Source organism: Streptomyces sp. GESEQ-4 (genome assembly GCF_017948455.1).
Taxonomy (GTDB): Bacteria; Actinomycetota; Actinomycetes; order Streptomycetales; family Streptomycetaceae; genus Streptomyces.
Map to the genome: position 1 here is coordinate 286,215 of NZ_JAFFSU010000005.1, position 18,313 is coordinate 304,527.

Below are 18,313 nucleotides of genomic sequence, written 5' to 3' on the forward strand. Positions count from 1 at the left end.
GGTTCGCTTCCGGGGCCGGGGCGCACAGCTCTTGGTCCGGGCCGAGAGCAGGGCAATGCAGCCTAACGGGACGGAGAGATCGAAGACCCGCATTCCGGGTTATACGGCTGAGGCTTCCACGCGGGGTGGGATGCTGCGGTCACAGCACTGCGGCCAATGTCACACTCTCGCCTTACTTGTCCGTACGCAGCACGAATGCGGGTTGAATGTGGCCGCATTGGCCGCGGCGCCGAACGGGACAGCACAACCGTCTGCGGGGGAAAGCAGGCACCTTCCGAACAGGGAAGTGCGCAGACCGACCGAAAGATGTTCGAGGCGAGGCACACGATGGACGCTCCGACCACCACGTCGGCCGACAATGGCACTTCCGGCGGCGGTGGCGGCTGGTTCACGCCGCGCAAGCCGCCGCCGGCGACTCCGGGCGGTGAGCAGGACGCGGCGGAGGGCAGCCGCCTGGCCGGAATGCGGCCGATGGGCAGGTCTGCCTCCGTCGCAGCCCCGGAGAATGCGCCGGAGACGGCCACCGAGGAGCCGTCCGCACGCGCTGCCACGCCGCCCCCTGACGTCGAGGCAGGTCCCGCGGCACCGCCGTCCTCCCCGGCAGGCAGCCTGGCTGCTCCCCCGCCGCCGCAAGCCATCCCGGCCGATCCTCCGCCCTCCGAGCAGCGCGTACCCGCCCAGCGCTCGGAGCCGCCCGAGAGCGCCGCCTCGCCGGACGCCGTTCTCGTCCGCCGGACCATGGCCGAGGTCGGCCCGGTTGCCGACAAGGTCACCTCGTACTTCTACGCGCTGCTCTTCGTCCGCCATCCCGACCTGCGGTCGCTGTTCCCGGCCGCCATGGACACCCAGCGGGACCGGCTGCTCAAGGCGCTGCTCACCGCGGCCGAGCACATCGACAACACCCCGGTCCTCGTCGAGTATCTGCAGAACCTCGGACGCGGCCACCGCAAGTACGGCACCCGTCCCGAGCACTACCCGGCCGTCGGTGAGTGCCTCATCGGCGCCTTGAGCCGATACGCCGAGTCCATCTGGGACGCGGAGACGGAGGCGGCCTGGGTCCGGACGTACACGACGATCTCGCAGGTGATGATTGACGCGGCGGCCGCGGACGAACTGCGCGCCCCGGCCTGGTGGTACGCGGAGGTCGTGGCGCACGATCTCAGGACGCCGGACGTCGCGGTGGTCACCGTCCGCCCGGACCAGCCCTATCCCTTCCTCGCCGGTCAGTACGCGAGCCTGGAGACGCCGTGGTGGCCGCGAATATGGCGGCACTACTCCTTCGCGTCGGCGCCCCGCTCCGACGGCCTGCTGTCGTTCCATGTGAAGGCCGTCCCCGCCGGCTGGGTCTCCAACGCCCTGGTGCACCGTGCCCGGCCCGGCGACATCATCCGGCTCGGCCCGCCCGCCGGTTCGATGACGGTGGACCACACGACGGACAGCGGGCTGCTCTGTCTGGGCGGCGGCACCGGAATAGCGCCCATCAAGGCCCTCGTCGAGGATGTCGCCGAGCACGGCGAGCGGCGACCGGTCGAGGTGTTCTACGGCGCCCGCACCGATCACGACCTGTACGACATCGACACGATGCTCAGACTCCAGCAGTCCCACCCCTGGCTCTCGGTCCGGGCGATCGTCGACCAGAAGGCGCATCTCCAGCTCCCTGACGCCGTACGCGAGTACGGGCCTTGGACCGAGTACGACGCCTATCTCTCGGGCCCGCCCGGAATGATCCGCAGCGGCGTGGACGCCCTGAGGGACGTCGGCATCCCGTCGGAGCGCATACGGCATGACTCGGTGGAGGAGCTCGTCGCCGTCGGGGACTGATGCCCCAGCGCGCTATCAGCCCAGGTCCGGGGCGTGCATCGCGCGTACGCCCTCGATGTTCCCGTCCAGGTAGTGCCGCAGTGACAGCGGGACGAGGTGCACGGAGGCGATGCCGACGCGGGTGAACGGCACGCGGACGATCTCGTACTCGCCAGCTGGCTCGTCCACCTCGGGTCCGTGCCGCAGGGCCGGGTCCATGGATCCCAGATGGCAGACGAAGAAGTGCTGCACCTTCACTCCGGTCGCGCCGCCGTCCTCGCCGATGTGCTCCACGGTGTCCACGAAGCAGGGCACCACATCGATGATCTTGGCGCCGAGTTCCTCGTAGACCTCGCGGTGCAGGGCTTCGACGACCGTCGTGTCCTCCGGTTCCACCCCACCACCGGGCGTGATCCAGTAGGGATCGACGCCGGGCTTGGTGCGCTTGATGAGGATCAGGTCGTCACCGTCCAGGAGAACGGCGCGGGCGGTGCGCTTGACCACGGGTCGGACGGTCATGGGAGAAATGTGGCCCGCCATGTTCCACGTGAAACATCGCGGCATGTCACCGCATGGGCTCGGGGCGTGATGCCCGGTGGTCGGAGCCTCAACACCAGTCCGTGGCGGCCTGGTGCAGCCACTCATGGGCCCGGGCGATGTGCGGCATCGCCAGCGTGCCGGTCCGCACCACCAGGAAGTACGTCCGCAGCGGCGGGACCGCGGGCTCGTGCAGGGCCACGACCTCCCCACGCTCCAGAGCGGGCGCACAGAGATAGCGAGGCAGCACCGCGAGCCCGGCGCCCGCGGACGCGCAGGCGAGCACCGCGCGCAGATCGGGAACGATGACGGCGCCGGAGGCCGCCGGGCGGGAGTCGAAGACGGAGGCCCAGTAGCGGGAGACGAAGGGCAGTGACTCGTGCACCTCGACGACGGGAAGGTTCTCCAGGACGGGCGCCCCCATGTGGTGCAGCTTCCCGGAGTCGATCTGCTCGGCCCAGCGCGGGGCGGCGACCAGGACGTGCTCTTCGTCGCAGAGCGCAGTCGCCGTGAGCAGAGCACCGCGTGGACGTGCCGTACTGATGGCCAGATCGTGATGCCCGGCGGCGAGCCCCTCCAAAGCTTCCTCGGCGTTCCCGAAGGAGGCGCGCAGCGCGAAGCCCTGGCCGTCCTCGCCGGTCAGCTCGGTGAGCACCGGCAGCGCTCGCTCGGCGGTGAACTCGGGGGGGCCGGCGAGATGCAGGGTGCGCAAGGAGGACTCGTCGTCGATCCCCGTCTCGGCGATCTCGACCAGCGCGTCGAGATGCGGCGCGGCCTTGTGCGCAAGCTCGTCGCCGATGGTCGTCGGTGTCACACCTCGCGCCTGCCGCAGGAACAGAGGGCGGCCCAGCTGCCGCTCCAGGGTGCGGATCTGGGAGGTGACGGCCGGCTGGGACAGTCCGAGCAGCGCGGCGGCGCGGGTGAAGGAGCCGGCCCTGTGCACGGTCACAAAGGTGCGCAGCAAGGCCAGATCCATGGCGCACCCTCCCCTTCTCTGCTTCCCTCTGCTGACCCCCCGGTCGCGCCCAACTATAAATAAGTCGATAGGTCGCTGTCGCTACTGTGATTGGACACTGACACAGAGTCAACTAGCCTTGTTCGCGCGGTTCTTCGCGCGCGGAACCGAGGACGGTCCGAGCCACGAGGGGGGAGGCTCGGACCGTCCGTTGTACGTATCCGGACCCCGTCGGGGCCGGTGAGAAGCCGTCAGCCCGCCGACTCGTCGAGCGCGTGCAGCACATCGGCCACCAGGTCCTCGGGATCCTCCGCGCCGACGGAGAGGCGGATGAAGCCCTCCGGCACCGCATCCCCGCCCCAGCGGCCCCGGCGCTCGGCCGTGGAGCGCACCCCGCCGAAACTCGTCGCGTCGTCGACGAGCCGCAGGGCGTCGAGAAAACGGTCGGCACGCGCGCGCGTGGGCAGCGTGAAGGAGACAACGCACCCGTAGCGATGCATCTGCTGCGAGGCGATCTTGTACGAGGGGTCGCTCACCAATCCCGGGTAGCGCACCCTGAGCTCCTCGGGCCAGTCGCGCAGCGCTTCGGCGACCGCGAGGGCGGTGGCGTTCTGCCGGTCCACCCGTAGCTGCAGCGTCGCGACGGAACGGTGCGCGAGCCAGGCCTCCATGGGCCCCGGGATCGCCCCGACGACCTTGCGCCAGCGGCGTACGGCCGCCATGGCCTCGGCGTCGCGGCCGACGACGTAGCCCAGGAGGACGTCTCCGTGCCCGGTGAGCTGCTTGGTGCCGCTGGCCACCGAGAAGTCGGCGCCCAGCTCCAGCGGACGCTGCCCGAGCGGTGTCGCGAGCGTGTTGTCGACGGCGACGAGGGCGCCACGCGCGTGTGCCGCCTCGGCGAGCCGCCGGATGTCGCACACGTCCAGCCCGGGGTTCGACGGGGTCTCGATCCACAGCAGCCTGGCGCCATCGAGGACGTCCAGTTGGGCGTCGCCTCCGGTCGGAGCGGTGCGCACCTCGATGCCGTACGACTCCAGCTGCGTGCGCAGCAGCGGCAGCGCCTGGTAGCCGTCGCCGGGCAGGACGACCGTGTCGCCGGAGCGCAGCTGGGAGAAGACGACGGAGGAGACGGCGGCCATGCCGGAGGCGAAGACCAGCGTCTCGATGCCGTCCTGCCCGGGAGCCTCCAGCTCGCCGATCGCGCGCTCCAGATGCGTCCAGGTCGGGTTCTCGTCGCGGCCGTAGGTGTACGGGCCCGTCGGGTCGCCCGGCAGATGGTAGTGCGCGGCGAACACCGGACCGGGCAGCGTCGGCTCGCCCTTGACCGGCTCAGGGAGGCCGGCCCGCACCGCGCGCGTGCCCTCGCCGGTGCCGGGACCGCCCCTGCCCCTTGCGGAATCGTTCACGCTGCCTCCCCCTCCACCTGCTCGCGGACCGCGGCGAGCAGTCCTGTGCTCGCTGCCTCCACCATCTCAAGACACTCCTCGAAGCCGTCCATCCCCCCGTAGTACGGATCTGGGACGTCGACGTCGTGGCCCGCGGTGGGGTCGTACGAGCGCAGCAGCCGCACCTTCGCCGCGTCCTGTTCGGTGGGTGCGAGGCGGCGCAGGGCCTTGAGGTGGCCGGTGTCGAGGGCGATGACGAGGTCGAGGCGGGAGAACCAGGAGGCCTGGAACTGGCGGGCCGTGTGCTCGCTGTCGTAGCCGTGCTCCGCGAGTACGGCTACGGTGCGCGGGTCGGCTCCGTCGCCCTCGTGCCAGCCGCCCGTGCCGGCGCTGTCGACCTCGACGAACTCGTCCAGCCCGGCCTCCGCCACGCGCGCGTGGAAGACGGACTCGGCCATCGGGGAGCGGCAGATGTTGCCGGTGCAGACGAAGCAGACGCGGTAGGGCATGCCGTACTCAGTCCTTGCCGTCGGGCAGGGCCACGTGGAGTGCCCAGGACACGATCGAGATGATCAGGCCGCCCAGGACCGCGGTCCAGAAGCCTTCGACGTGGAAGCTCAGGTCGAGCTTGTCGGCGATCCATGAGGTGAGCAGCAGCATCAGCGCGTTGACGACCAGGGTGAACAGGCCGAGCGTCAGGATGAGCAGCGGCAGGCTGAACAGCTTCACAATGGGCTTGACCAGGAAGTTCACCAGGCCGAAGACCAGGGCGACGAGGACGAGCGTCCAGATCTTCTTGCCCGTACTGTCCCCGGTGAGGGTGATCTTGTCGAGCAGCCATACGGCGACCGCCAGGGCGCCCGCGTTGGCGATCGTCTTGACTACGAAATTCTTCATGTGTCTGATCGTGGCAGACGAGATCGGTTACCAGCAGTGGGACAAAGGCGGACGAGGGCGATGAAGGCATTCCGGCTGGATGAACTGGAGGCGGAGCGCGCCGCCAATGAGGGCGCCTACCTGCAGTTTCTGCGTGAGCGGAACATGTCGGTCGGCCTGTACGCGCTCGACGCGGGCGAGCATGATCCACAGAAGCCGCACAACCAGGACGAGGTCTACTTCATTGTGAGCGGCCGCGCCGCGATCACCGTCGGCCTGGAGACCACGCAGGTGGCACGTGGCAGCGTGGTGTACGTGCCGGCCGGTGTCGCCCACAAGTTCCACCACATCAGCGAGGACCTGCGGGTGCTGGTGGTGTTCTCTCCGCCCGAGAGCTGACCTGGCACCCCGGGATTCCCTAGGGGATCGATCAGGGGAGGACAAGGGCTGCGAGGCCCCCGCTGCGCCCCCTCGCGGCCCTAGCATCGAGTGCAGGACATCAGAAGGATCCGGTACCGACAGGACCGGACATCGACGGACCCGGCACAGCGGCGGGCGGAGCAGTAAGGACAAGGGCGATGCGAGAGATCTTCACGGGACTGCCGTGGTGGGTGAAGTGGATCGCGGTGCCTGTCATCGCCCTGGTCGTGTTCGGCGGGCTGATAGCCAGCGTCGTCGGCTTCGTCATCGGGCTGCTGTTCAAGCTGCTGGTCTTCGTGGCACTGGTCGGTGGACTCATCTACGTCGTACGCAAGTTCACGTCGAGCTCGTCCTCACGCAGCGACTGGTGAGGACCGCGGGGAGCCGGTGAGCGGTAACAGGAATCACCGGTTCCCTCGGGCGAGGGAAGTTTTCCGGACGGGCCGACTGCGAGCGGTGGCAGACGGTTAAAGTCCGGAATTCGACGCGGGGCGTACGAACCCCGCGAGCGGCGCACACCCCTCCCGTGTTCCCCCCGCACGGGCTGCCCCCTCGCATCGGGAGTAACCCTTGGCCACGGCTGACACCGCACCGGCAGACCCCCACGCACCCCCCACAGCCGTCCTGACCCCGGGCACCCGCCTCAGGCCCCCGGAACAGCCCGGCCCCCGGGAGCGACAGCCCCGGCAGCAGACAGCGGCTCCTGAGGAGCAGCCGCACTCCGCGACGCTCATCGGATCCGTTCAGCGCGCCATGCGCCTCCTCGAAGCGGTCGCCGAGCATCCGCATGGCGCCCCCGCCAAGCAGCTGGCCCGCGAGACCGGCTTGGCGCTGCCCACGGCCTACCACCTGCTGCGCACCCTCGTGCACGAGGGCTATCTGCGCCGTGACAAAGGGCTGTTCTTCCTCGGGGCGGCCGCTGAGCGGCTGAGCAGCAGCGGGGCCCGGCAGAAACGTCGCACCACGGTCGTCGAGACACTCGCGACCTGGCGCGACGCCATCGGCGTACCCGTGTACTACGCGATGTACCAGGACGGCGAGATCGAAGTCATGTGTGTCTCCGACACCCCGGGCAATCCGGCGGTCGAGGAGTGGGCCGACTTCCGCGAGACCGGGCATGCGCACGCCATCGGGCAGTGCCTGCTGTCGCAACTCGACGAGGACGCGCGCCGCGACCATCTCGATCGCTATCCCGTGCAGTCCATCACCCCGTACACCGTGCGGGACGACCACACGCTGCTGCGGCGGCTGGAACGGACGCGGCGGACGCAGCCGGTGACCGAGCGGCAGGAGTACGCGCTGGGGACCGTGTGCGCGGCGATTCCGATCACCGTGGGCACCACGGCCGCGACGATGGCCATCTCGCTGCCCTCCCATCAAGCCGATCGGCTGCTGCCCGCGGTGCGGCAGTTGCAGGGTGAGATCGGGCGGCTCCTGGGCTCGCTGGCGATCTCTATCAGCATCTGAAAACTCACTCCTTGTGATCTGTCGTGTACGTTCAGCAAGATGCCTTCAGTGCCGGGGGTCCATTCCCGGCCGGACGATGGCAAATGACGGGACAGGCGATGCGCGAGTCCGTACAGGCAGAGGTCATGATGAGCTTTCTCGTGTCCGAGGAGCTCTCCTTCCGTATCCCGGTGGAGTTGCGCTACGAGACCGATGATCCCTATGCCGTGCGGCTGACGTTCCATCTGCCCGGTGACGCCCCCGTGACCTGGGCGTTCGGGCGGGAGCTGCTGATCGACGGGGTGGGCCGCCCGTGCGGAGAGGGGGACGTCCGTGTCTCACCCGCCGAACACGACACGCTCGGCGACGTCCTGATCCGGCTTCAGGTCGGGGGCGATCAGGCCGTGTTCCGTTCCTCGGCGGCACCGCTCGTGGCCTTTCTCGACCGCACCGACAAGCTGGTGCCGCTGGGCCAGGAGGGCGCCCTCGCCGACTTCGACGCCCACCTCGACGAGGCGCTGGACCGCATCCTGGCGGAGGAGCAGAGCGCGGGGTGAAGGGTTGGGGGGCGGCGGTGATGCAACGGTTCGCCGGGGCTGTGCAGCCGTGCAGGAACGCTTTTGCGAGGCAGGCCGAGGTGAGCGATTGCGGGTTCGGATGGCGCCCGTGGTGAGCGGCTTCCGGTGGCCGCTCACCTCAGCGCTTGCGGCGTCGCCCCTTCCCGCCTCGTGTCGGAGCCGCGACAGTCGCGCCGGACGGAGCGGCCTGCTCTCCTCCAGGGCGGTCGGCCGAGACCATCAGCGCCGCGAGCGCCGTGGTGACCGGCACCGACGCGACCAGACCGATCGAGCCCACCAGCGTGCGCACGATCTCCTCCGCGACCAACTCGCTGTTGGCGACGGTGCCGACGCTGCTCTGCGCGATCGAGAAGAGCAGCAGCAGCGGCAGGGCGGCGCCCGCATAGGCGAGGACGAGCGTGTTGACCACCGATGCGATGTGGTCGCGACCGATGCGGATGCCCGCGCGGTACAGCCCGCGCCAGCCCATCGTCGGGTTGGCCTCGTGCAGCTCCCAGACCGCCGACGTCTGCGTGACCGTCACGTCGTCGAGCACACCGAGCGAACCGATGATGATGCCGGCGAGCAGCAGACCACTCATGTCGATCGACGGATAGAGGCCGTGGATCAGACCGGTGTTGTCATCCGTGTTGCCGGTGAGCGCGGCCCAGTCGATGAACAGTGAGCCCAGGATGCCGATCAGCAACAGCGAGATGAGGGTGCCGAGCACCGCCACCGAGGTTCTCGCGGACAGGCCGTGGCACAGATACAGGGCGACCAGCATGATGGCGCTCGACCCGATCACCGCCACGACCAGTGGGTTCGAGCCCTGCAGGATGGCGGGCAGGATGAAGAAGTTCAGCACCAGGAAGCTGATGGCCAGCGCGACCAGTGCCATGACACCCCGCAACCGTCCGACGACCACGACGGCGAGGGCGAAGATCCCGGCAAGGACCATCATCGGAAGACGACGGTTCACATCGGTGACCGAGTACTGCAAGTCCTTGGGTGCGGAAGGCTCGTAGGCGACGACGACCTTCTGGCCCTCCTCCAGCTGCCGCGACTGGTCCGGCTGCACGATCTCGGTGAACGTACGGCCCTCGTCCTTGCCCGTGTCGACCCGGATCGTCGCCTTCTTGCAGGTGCCGTTCGCCTGCTGCTGCGCCGAGGAACCCTCCGCGGTGGAGGTGTCACCGGTGGGGGTCTCACCCGAGGCGTTGACGTCCTTGCAGCTGACCTCGACCACCTTGGTGACCGTGGCCTGTTGGGTCTGCCGGTCGAAGCCGACCCCGGTGCGCTCGTGCGGCGGCGCTCCGCCGGGCCACAGCACTGCGAGGCCTACGACCACGGCTGCGGCGAACGGGATGAGGATCGCCGCGATGATCTTACGCAGATGCTGGGAGACGGGCGCCGCGGGACCGTGACTGTGCGAGTGGCCATGCCCGTCACCGCCGCCGCCCCCGGGTCCGTGTCCGCCCCCGCCGCCATGACCGTGGCCGCCACCGGCACCCGAACTCTGGTCGGGTCCGGCATCGGAGGCGGGCCCGTGCTCATGCCAGTCGCCGGATCTGGTTCCGGCTCCAGTCTCGCGACCGCCGCCGGAAACAGGCCCGCTTCCACGGCTGTTGCCGTTCGCGGGGCCGCTTCCGGAGCCGGGGCCGCGGGGCGGCTCGGGCGGTGGGTACGGGGACTGATGTGTCGTGGTCACCGCCCGATCATCGCAAGAACGGCCGGGGCCCACTGTTCAGCACGCCCGAATTGACGCTAGCGTGTAGGCACCTTTGTACACGCGGGAGCTCGGAGCACCGGGCTGAGAGGGCGCTGACCTCCGTCTTCGCAATGTTTCACGTGGAACGTCATCGGAATCGAGTGATGTTCCCCATGAAACGCCGGCAGACGGAAACCGCTGCGTCGACCGCTGAACCTGTTACCGGGTAATGCCGGCGTAGGGAGTAGGTCTCATGACCATCAATGACACACGCACGCCTGCCTCCACGCAGAACGCGACGGACGTTCCGTCGCCGACTCCGACCAGCGAGGAGGCCGGGAAGTCCATCGGCTGGCACAAGGCGTACATCGAGGGCTCACGCCCTGATCTGCGCGTGCCGGTCCGCCAGGTGCATCTCACCAACGGGCAGTCGGTCACGCTGTACGACACCTCCGGCCCGTACACCGATCCGCTGGTCGACACCGACGTCCGCCGGGGACTGGCCCCGCTGCGAGAGAACTGGATCATCGCCCGCGGCGACACCGAGGAGTACGCGGGCCGTCCCGTCCGTCCCGAGGACGACGGCATCAAGCACACCTCACCGCGCGGCGGCCTGCGCAACCTCGACGCGGTCTTCCCCGGACGGCCACGTCAGCCGCGCCGCAGCCGCGACGACAAGGCCGTCACCCAACTCGCCTACGCACGCAGGGGCGAGATCACGCCCGAGATGGAGTTCGTGGCTGTCCGGGAGGGTGTTGCGCCCGAGGTGGTCCGTGAGGAGATCGCGGCGGGCCGGGCCGTGCTGCCCGCGAACGTCAACCACCCGGAGATCGAACCGATGATCATCGGCAAGCGATTCCTGGTGAAGGTCAACGCCAACATCGGCAACTCCGCGGTGACGTCCTCCATCGAGGAGGAGGTCGAGAAGATGACCTGGGCGACCCGCTGGGGCGCCGACACGGTCATGGACCTGTCCACCGGCCGCAATATCCACACGACCCGTGAGTGGGTACTGCGCAACTCCCCCGTTCCCATCGGCACGGTCCCCCTCTACCAGGCCCTGGAGAAGGTCGACGGCCGCGCCGAGGAGCTGACCTGGGAGATCTACAAGGACACGGTCATCGAACAGGCCGAACAGGGCGTGGACTACATGACCGTCCACGCGGGCGTCCGCCTGCCGTTCGTTCCGCTCACCGCCAACCGCAAGACCGGCATCGTCTCGCGCGGCGGCTCGATCATGGCGGCGTGGTGCCTGGCGCACCACAAGGAATCGTTCCTCTACGAGAACTTCGAGGAACTCTGCGAGATCCTCGCCGCCTACGACGTCACGTACTCGCTGGGCGACGGACTGCGGCCCGGCTCCATCGCGGACGCCAACGACGAGGCGCAGTTCGCGGAACTCCGAACTCTCGGGGAACTCAACCAGATCGCGAAGCGTTTCAACGTACAGACCATGATCGAGGGCCCGGGACATGTCCCGATGCACAAGATCAAGGAGAACATCGACCTTCAGCAGGAGATCTGCGATGAAGCTCCATTCTATACGCTCGGCCCGCTGACGACGGACGTCGCGCCGGCGTACGACCACATCACTTCCGGCATCGGTGCCGCGATGATCGCCTGGTGGGGCACGGCCATGCTCTGCTATGTCACGCCCAAGGAGCACTTGGGCCTGCCCAACCGTGACGACGTCAAGACCGGCGTCATCACCTACAAGATCGCCGCCCACGCAGCCGACCTCGCCAAGGGGCACCCCGGTGCACAGGAGTGGGACGACGCGCTGTCCGACGCGCGCTTCGAGTTCCGGTGGGAGGACCAGTTCAACCTCGCCCTCGATCCGGACACGGCCCGGGAGTTCCACGACGAGACCTTGCCGGCCGAGCCGGCGAAGACGGCTCACTTCTGCTCGATGTGCGGGCCGAAGTTCTGCTCGATGAAGATCTCACAAGACATCCGCCGTGAGCACGGCAGCACCAAGTCGGAGATCGAGGAGGGTATGGCGCAGAAGTCGAAGGAGTTCGCTGACGCGGGCAACCGTGTGTATCTGCCGATCGCGAACTGACGTCGACGTCCGGAACAGGCCGTCCGCAGCCCCGTGTTCGGCTTGCGCTCCCCTCCGGGGGGGGGCGCAAGCCGAGGGGCGTCATGCCGGAGCGGGCTTACTCCGGCTGGTGCTCCGGGCCTCCGAAATCCGGGCTGCTGTAGTCCGGGCTGCTGAAGCTCGGACGATGGCCCGGGGCGGAGCCTTCGTCGGGGCTGCTGAAGCCCGGGCGGTTGTAGCCGAGATGCGGCATGCGGCTGGGGGTCGCCTGGGGTGCCGTGCGGTGCAGTGCCGCGGCGGCGCCGGGCTCGGCCAGTGCTTCTCGCAGGAACGGCAGGATGCCGCGTTCCAGCAGGGCCTCGCGCCAGGCTTCCCTGGCCCTGTCCACCTCCCCGCCCAGCTTGCCGTAAGGGCCGGTGTCGAGCGAGGGCCTGTTGCGCAGGGCGGTGATCAGCAGTCCGACGGCGGCGACAAGGATCGCGATCGCCGTCACGGCGCCGAACACCCATCCGGTGTTCAGCATGGTCTGGGCGAACTTCGGCACGGGGTCCAGCATCTTCAGGATGTAGCCCACGAGCAGGAAGATCGCCGCTGCGGTTCCGGCGAGGACGGGTGCCAGGACCGCGACGACGGCGACGGCGCCCGCGCCGGCGGTCTCGGCGACCTCTCCCATGGTGGCGGCGAGCCCCACCGTGTTCGCGGCCGGCTCCGTGGAACCGGATTCGCGGACGGACGACGGGGTGGACGGCGCCGGTTGGCGCAGTTCCTCGCGGACCTTCACGTAGTGCTGGTACTCGGTGGCCGCCGCCGCGGTGATGAGTGCGGAGGCGTTGAGAGCCATGGTGCGCAGCTGTTCGGGGTTGAGCCGCTGTCCGACAGCGGTCAGTTCAGGGCGGTGTGGGGCGGAGCGCAGCGCCTCATCGAGGATCCGCTCGTATTCCGGGCGGTCCTCGCTCAGCAGGTGCTGCGGAACGCTGTTCATGTGCATCCCCCGATGCTCCGTAGGGCTTGGGGCTCGCACGCTGACGAGCCGTATGGCAGAAACGGAGGGGAGCCTGCTACGGATAAGCCGATGGTAGAGCGGTGACGGCACACGGTGACAGGGGGTTTCCAAAAATTGCCCCTTGGCCTGGGCCGTCTCCGGCAGTACCTCCGTGACGGGACGCCTGCCCTGTGAACGTTCAGATATCCAGCGGAAGTTGCTGGACCAGCAGCTTTCCGGCCATGGTCACTCCGCCGTCCATCGCGATGGCGAGCCCGTCGGCGTAGACATGCGGTCCCTCGACATGGGGACCGGTCTCGTCCTCGCCGTCCTCGGAGCCGACTTCGCCGAGGAGGTACGGAATGGGGCTGTGGCCGTGAACGATGCGGGTGCCGCCGTACGTATCGAGCAGTGAACGCACATGGTCGGCGCCGCCCTCGTCGCGGAAGGAGAAGCGCTTGGTGAACTTGCGGAAGAGATCCCAGACTTCGTCGGCGTCATTGCGTGTGAGCGTCTCGCGGACGGTGTCGTTGACCGCCTCGATCGAGTCGCCGTAGTCGAGATAGGCGGTGGTGTCCGAGTGGACGAGCAGATGGCCGTCGACCTTTTCCATGGCGTCCAGCCGGGCCATCCACTGCAGGTGGTGGTCCTGGAGGCGGTCCATGTCGGTCTTCTGGCCGCCGTTGAGCAGCCAGGCGGCCTGGAAGGTGGCCGTGCCCGCGCCGGAGTTGACGGGAGTGTCGCCGAACCGCTTGGCGCCGATGAGGAGCAGCTCGTGGTTGCCCATGAGGGCCTTGCAGTAGCCGCCCGCCGCGGCGGCCTCGGCGGACAGCCGCATCACGAGGTCGATGACGCCGATGCCGTCCGGGCCGCGGTCGGTGAAGTCGCCGAGGAACCACAGCCTGGTGGTGCCCGCGCACCAGTTGCCCCCGATGTCGATGAGGCCCTTCTCCTGGAGGGCGGCCACCAGCTCGTCGAGATAACCGTGGACGTCTCCGACGACGTACAGCGCACCGGGCCCGGCAGTCGAGTCCGGGGCCGGCTCGGACACGGGGTCGACGGTCACCTGCAGCGTGTCACCCCGGTTGATCACGGGCAGGTCGCGCTGCGTGGGTGTGTAGCCGTCCGGGTGGTCCACAGGCTCCTCGACGGGGCTGACGGCCTCGCCGGGGTGCATGTCGTGGACGTACAGACCGGTCTCGTGGACATACGCGGGTACCCGGAAGTCGCGCAACGTCGCCGTCCGCTCCACCTCGGGTCCCTGACCGGCCCCCTGAGTCATCGACCCCTCCACCATCGCGCCGCAGCTGCACCGCATCGGACTGCCTGGTCGCAGCGGCCCGCGGTGTCGTGGGCCCATCATAGGAATGCGGATCGCGCCATGTGATGACCCAGGGGTGGTGAATCAGCGCAAGACTCCAGTTCATCGCGGCTTTCGCCCCGATTGGGCCGGGCTTTGCCCGTTGGGCGACCGCCCTTGGCCTACTCCTTCTTGGGCGACCGCGGCGGGCTGACGGTCGTCCGCGGCGGCCGTCGCTGGGACGAGGTGCGCACGATCAGCTCGGTCGGTATCACCTGCTCGACCGGTTGGTCCGACTCGGCCCCCTCGATGGCGTCGATGAGGAGCTGGACCACCGCCGTGCCGATGCGGCGCGGCTTCAGGGAGAGCGTGGTGACGGGCGGCTCGGTGTTGGCGTACACGGTGGACTCGCTGCAGCAGACCAGAAGCAGGTCGTCCGGTACGCGCAACCCGTAGCGCCGGGCGGCGGCGAGCAGGTCGGTGCCGTTCGGGTCGAACAGGCCGTAGACGGCGTCGGGCCGGTCGGGGCGGGCGAGCAGCCGGTCGGCGGCGACGGCGCCCGAGCATGGGTCGTGCGCCGGGTAGGCCTCGTACACCGGATCCTGTCCGACCCGTTCGCACCAGCGCAGATACGCCGTGGTCGACAGATGGGTGTACGTGTCCGTCGACGTCCCGGTCAGCAGGCCGATGCGGCGGGCGCCGGCGTCGGCCAGGTGGTCGAGGATGCCCATGACCGCGGCCTCGTGGTCGTTGTCGACCCACGCCGTGACCGGCAGCGACCCGGCCGGGCGGCCGTCGGAGACGACCGGTAAACCCTGCCGGACCAGCTCGCTGACGACCGGGTCCTGGTCGGACGGGTCGATCACGACCGTGCCGTCCAGGGCGACGTTCGACCACACGTCGTGGCGTGAGGTCGCGGGGAGGATCACGAGGGCGTAGCCGCGGGCGAGCGCGGCCGAGGTGGCGGCTCTGGCCATCTCGGCGAAGTACGCGAACTCGGTGAAGGTGAAAGGTTCATCCCCGTATGTCGTCACGGTCAGGCCGATCAGTCCGGACTTGCCGGTACGGAGGGTTCGGGCCGCGGCCGATGGGCGATAACCCAGTCGGTCGGCGACCTCGCGGACATGGCGTCGGGTGGCGTCCGGGAGCCGGCCCTTGCCGTTGAGGGCGTCGGAGACGGTCGTGATGGAGACTCCGGCGGCGGCGGCTACGTCTCTGATGCCTGCCCGGCCCGGCCGACTGCCTCGACGTGAGGTTTCCGCGCGGCTCACCTGGTGCTTCCCTGCTGCTGTCATGGCGAGCCGATAGTAGGGCTCATGCGGTGGGGTAGTGCGGACGCATATGCACCCGTTGACAGGCACGTTTCTGCAAGGTCATAGGCTGTCAATTTCCTTGGAAAGCAAGAGAGTTGGGCGCTTCCACGCCAGCACGTAACTTGTCGGGGTGTGCATACCTGCCAAGTAGCCGATGTTTCGAAGAGGTCTCAACTCACCTTCACGGGTGATGCGCGCCACCGCGCGAGCCACCGGCGCATAGATATATGTGTGAGCGCCCTGGAAATTCGCACACCTTCGTACAGTGATGCCCCTGATGTCAGTGGGGCAGATGGGATCAGCTCCTCCCGGCTGTACGAGGTGACCGCCGCCCCATACGCAGCGGCGCCGAATCCTCATAAGGTGAGAAGCATTGGAAGCCGGCGGCGGTCAAGGGCCGCCGGTGGTCGCGAGGAGGACTGCGGTGAGCGAGACCAGCCCCAAGCTGCGCGCCGAGCTGGAGGGTATCCCCACCTACAAGCCGGGGCGGCCCGCTGCCGCCGGCGGTCCGGTGGCGTACAAGCTGTCCTCCAACGAGAACCCCTATCCGCCGCTGCCCGGTGTGATGGAGAGCGTGACGGCCGCTGCCTCGTCGTTCAACCGCTACCCGGACATGGCCTGCACGGGCCTGATGAACGAGCTGTCCGATCGGTTCGCGGTCCCCGTCAGCCATCTGGCCACCGGCACCGGCTCGGTCGGCGTCGCCCAGCAGCTGATCCAGTCCACCGCCGGCCCCGGCGACGAGGTGATCTACGCCTGGCGGTCCTTCGAGGCGTACCCGATCATCACGCAGGTCAGCGGCGCCACCTCGGTGCAGGTGCCGCTCACGCCGGGTGATGTGCACGATCTGGACGCGATGGCGGACGCCATCACCGACCGGACGCGGCTGGTCTTCGTCTGCAATCCCAACAACCCGACGGGCACGGTCGTACGGCGGGCCGAGCTGGAGCGCTTCCTGGACCGGGTGCCGAGCGATGTGCTCGTGGTGCTGGACGAGGCGTACCGGGAGTTCATCCGTGATGCCGAGGTGCCGGACGGTGTGGAGCTGTACCGTCACCGGCCGAATGTCTGTGTGCTGCGGACGTTCTCGAAGGCGTACGGTCTGGCCGGGCTGCGCGTCGGGTTCGCGATCGCGCATGAGCCGGTGGCGGCGGCGCTGCGCAAGACGGCCGTGCCGTTCGGTGTGAGCCAGATCGCGCAGGACGCGGCGATCGCCTCGCTGCGTGCCGAGGACGAACTGCTCGGCCGGGTCGGCTCGCTGGTGTGCGAGCGCACGCGTGTGGTCGACGGGCTGCGCGCCCAGGGCTGGACCGTGCCCGAGACTCAGGCCAACTTCGTGTGGCTGCGGCTGGGGGAGCGCACGGTCGCGTTCGCGGCGGCGTGTGAGCAGGCGGGTGTCGTCGTCCGGCCGTTCCCGGGCGAGGGCGTGCGGGTGACGGTCGGCGAGACCGAGGGGAACGACATCTTCCTGAAGGTGGCCGAAGGGTTCCGTAAGGAGCTGTAACGGGACACAGGGAGCGCTGGCCGCGTCGCAGCCCGCTGTGTCGCGTCAGATACGGGTGTTGGCCGCCTCGTCCGGCTCGAGCTGCTGCGCGTCGTCGCGTCGTGGCAGCAGGAGCGGGGTGGTCAGCAGCAGGAGACCGGCGATGGCGATCGCGGTGCGGGTGCCGGTGACGGCGGCCAGCAGGCCCCATACGGCGGTCATGGTCGCGGTGGCGGCCTTGCCGGTGATCGACCATGCCATCAGGGTGCGGGCGACACGCTCCTTGGGGGTTCGGTCGAGCCGGTAGGTGGCGACCACCGGGCTGAACACCCCGATGCAGATGATCAGCCCGAACTCGACGACCATGACGAGGACGAGCCCGGCTGTGCCAGGGCCGACGAAGGCCAGTCCGAGCGGCCAGCAGGCGCGCAGCGCCCCGGCGGTGAGCATGATCCGGTGCCGGCCGAACCGGGCGACCAACGGACGGGCCAGCCACGAGCCGATCAGGCCGCCGGTGCAGGGCACCGCGAAAGCGAGGGCGTACTGCCACGGTGCGAAGCCGAGCGGGCCGAGCATGAGGACGGCGAGAAGCGGCGCCGGCGCCATGATCAGGCTGTTGACCAGGACCGAGTTGAAGAACAGTGGGCGCAGCGTCGAGTGGCCGAGGATGTAGCGCCAGCCGTCGAGCAGGTCGCCTGCGCGCAGCCGTGGTCCCTCCTCACGTACGGGGCGGGGCTCCTTGCCGCCCACCGCGCGGATCCCCAGTGCGGAGAGCAGGTAGCTCACCGCATCGGCCGTCACGGTCGTCACCGGCCCGAACAGGCCCACCGCGGCCCCGCCGAGCGGTGGGCCCAGCATGGTGGCGGTCCAGGTCGTGGACTCGAAGCGGCCGTTCGCGACCAGCAGGTCCTGTGGCTGTACGAGGCTCTTGAGGAAGGCGCCGCTCGCCGAGATGAAGGCGATGTCGGCCACTGCGACGACGACCGACACCATCACGAGCTGGGCGAAGGTGAGCAGGCCGAGCGCGTACGCGGCGGGGACGCTCAGCAGCGCGGTGAATCGCACCAGGTCCATCGCGATCATCACCGGCCGTTTGCGGCGGAACTCCACCCAGGGACCGAGCGGGACCGCGACGACCGCTCCCACGGCCAGCCCCGCGGCGGCCAGCAGCGACACCTCCGTCGGACCGGCGTCCAGGACGAGGATGGCGATCAGACGGAAGGCGTCGAAGGCGAAGAAGGTGCCGAAGGTGCTGACTGCGTAGGACGCCCAGAGCCACTCGAACCGCCGATCGAGCATGCCCCCGGACCTCCTCGCTTGAGGCTCGAACAGCCTCGCCTTGACCGGCGCCATCCAAGCGTGAGGCCGGCGGATGGAGCAAACGAGAGAGCCGACGGTCGCTGTCCGTCGGCCAGTTCTACGTCGTCCGTGAGATCGGTGTCGATGTTTCACGTGGAACAGAGACGACGAGGGGGGACCCCCTTGCGGAGATCGAAAGTGGGTGCGTCAT

Annotated in this window: 17 protein-coding genes and 1 riboswitch; of the genes, 7 read left to right on the forward strand and 10 right to left on the reverse strand. The window is 68.9% G+C overall.

The window, feature by feature from the left end:
• Window positions 1-327: 327 nt before the first annotated feature.
• Window positions 328-1,821 carry a globin domain-containing protein gene (locus KCH48_RS13385; protein WP_246885212.1) on the forward strand — a complete coding sequence of 498 codons (1,494 nt, stop codon included), beginning with the start codon at window positions 328-330 and terminating at the stop codon, window positions 1,819-1,821.
• Window positions 1,822-1,836: 15 nt separating this feature from the next.
• On the opposite strand, the gene KCH48_RS13390 is transcribed toward KCH48_RS13385, so the two are convergent.
• The 5 genes from KCH48_RS13390 to KCH48_RS13410 form a co-directional block, all read right to left on the reverse strand.
• Entirely contained in the window at window positions 1,837-2,319 is a 483-nt protein-coding gene (locus KCH48_RS13390) for an NUDIX domain-containing protein (RefSeq protein WP_210573545.1), read from the reverse strand.
• A gap of 88 nt (window positions 2,320-2,407) precedes the next feature.
• Complete coding sequence (locus tag KCH48_RS13395; RefSeq protein WP_210573547.1) at window positions 2,408-3,313, reverse strand: LysR family transcriptional regulator; 906 nt, start codon at window positions 3,311-3,313, stop codon at window positions 2,408-2,410.
• Between the two features lie 230 nt (window positions 3,314-3,543).
• Window positions 3,544-4,698 (reverse strand): cystathionine gamma-lyase, encoded by a 1,155-nt coding sequence (locus KCH48_RS13400; RefSeq protein WP_210573549.1) that lies wholly within the window; start codon window positions 4,696-4,698, stop codon window positions 3,544-3,546.
• Window positions 4,695-5,186 carry a low molecular weight protein-tyrosine-phosphatase gene (locus KCH48_RS13405; RefSeq protein WP_210573551.1) on the reverse strand — a complete coding sequence of 164 codons (492 nt, stop codon included), beginning with the start codon at window positions 5,184-5,186 and terminating at the stop codon, window positions 4,695-4,697. Before KCH48_RS13405 ends, KCH48_RS13400 begins: the two co-directional genes overlap by 4 nt.
• 7 nt (window positions 5,187-5,193) lie before the next feature.
• Window positions 5,194-5,574: a phage holin family protein gene (locus KCH48_RS13410; protein WP_210573553.1), complete on the reverse strand. Its 381-nt coding sequence runs from the start codon at window positions 5,572-5,574 to the stop codon at window positions 5,194-5,196.
• A gap of 60 nt (window positions 5,575-5,634) precedes the next feature.
• On the opposite strand from KCH48_RS13410, the gene KCH48_RS13415 reads away from it, so the two are divergent.
• From KCH48_RS13415 to KCH48_RS13430, 4 genes are all read left to right on the forward strand, one after another.
• Window positions 5,635-5,952 (forward strand): cupin domain-containing protein, encoded by a 318-nt coding sequence (locus tag KCH48_RS13415; protein ID WP_095756014.1) that lies wholly within the window; start codon window positions 5,635-5,637, stop codon window positions 5,950-5,952.
• Between the two features lie 179 nt (window positions 5,953-6,131).
• Entirely contained in the window at window positions 6,132-6,344 is a 213-nt protein-coding gene (locus tag KCH48_RS13420) for a DUF5326 family protein (protein ID WP_030189024.1), read from the forward strand.
• Between the two features lie 199 nt (window positions 6,345-6,543).
• Window positions 6,544-7,440 (forward strand): IclR family transcriptional regulator, encoded by an 897-nt coding sequence (locus KCH48_RS13425; protein WP_246885213.1) that lies wholly within the window; start codon window positions 6,544-6,546, stop codon window positions 7,438-7,440.
• A 98-nt stretch (window positions 7,441-7,538) separates the two neighbouring features.
• Window positions 7,539-7,976 (forward strand): SsgA family sporulation/cell division regulator, encoded by a 438-nt coding sequence (locus tag KCH48_RS13430; RefSeq protein ID WP_210573555.1) that lies wholly within the window; start codon window positions 7,539-7,541, stop codon window positions 7,974-7,976.
• 139 nt (window positions 7,977-8,115) lie between these two features.
• Here the strand turns inward: KCH48_RS13430 and KCH48_RS13435 are convergent, their stop codons facing one another.
• Window positions 8,116-9,684: a YibE/F family protein gene (locus KCH48_RS13435; RefSeq protein WP_210573558.1), complete on the reverse strand. Its 1,569-nt coding sequence runs from the start codon at window positions 9,682-9,684 to the stop codon at window positions 8,116-8,118.
• Between the two features lie 71 nt (window positions 9,685-9,755).
• A riboswitch (TPP riboswitch) is annotated at window positions 9,756-9,945 on the forward strand.
• Here KCH48_RS13435 and thiC point away from each other — a divergent pair.
• Entirely contained in the window at window positions 9,938-11,746 is a 1,809-nt protein-coding gene (gene thiC, locus KCH48_RS13440) for a phosphomethylpyrimidine synthase ThiC (RefSeq protein ID WP_246885214.1), read from the forward strand. It overlaps the preceding riboswitch by 8 nt.
• Before the next feature lie 97 nt (window positions 11,747-11,843).
• On the opposite strand, the gene KCH48_RS13445 is transcribed toward thiC, so the two are convergent.
• The 3 genes from KCH48_RS13445 to KCH48_RS13455 form a co-directional block, all read right to left on the reverse strand.
• On the reverse strand, window positions 11,844-12,713 hold the full coding sequence (locus KCH48_RS13445) for a hypothetical protein (protein ID WP_210573559.1): 870 nt from the start codon (window positions 12,711-12,713) through the stop codon (window positions 11,844-11,846).
• A gap of 193 nt (window positions 12,714-12,906) precedes the next feature.
• Window positions 12,907-14,004 carry a metallophosphoesterase gene (locus KCH48_RS13450; RefSeq protein ID WP_246885268.1) on the reverse strand — a complete coding sequence of 366 codons (1,098 nt, stop codon included), beginning with the start codon at window positions 14,002-14,004 and terminating at the stop codon, window positions 12,907-12,909.
• A gap of 185 nt (window positions 14,005-14,189) precedes the next feature.
• Window positions 14,190-15,302 carry a LacI family DNA-binding transcriptional regulator gene (locus tag KCH48_RS13455; protein ID WP_210573569.1) on the reverse strand — a complete coding sequence of 371 codons (1,113 nt, stop codon included), beginning with the start codon at window positions 15,300-15,302 and terminating at the stop codon, window positions 14,190-14,192.
• Between the two features lie 442 nt (window positions 15,303-15,744).
• Here KCH48_RS13455 and hisC point away from each other — a divergent pair, with 442 nt between their 5' ends.
• Window positions 15,745-16,824, forward strand: a complete 1,080-nt coding sequence (gene hisC / locus KCH48_RS13460; RefSeq protein WP_210573571.1) for a histidinol-phosphate transaminase — start codon at window positions 15,745-15,747, stop codon at window positions 16,822-16,824.
• Between the two features lie 45 nt (window positions 16,825-16,869).
• Here the strand turns inward: hisC and KCH48_RS13465 are convergent, their stop codons facing one another.
• Window positions 16,870-18,102: an MFS transporter gene (locus KCH48_RS13465; RefSeq protein ID WP_246885216.1), complete on the reverse strand. Its 1,233-nt coding sequence runs from the start codon at window positions 18,100-18,102 to the stop codon at window positions 16,870-16,872.
• Window positions 18,103-18,313: the final 211 nt, after the last annotated feature.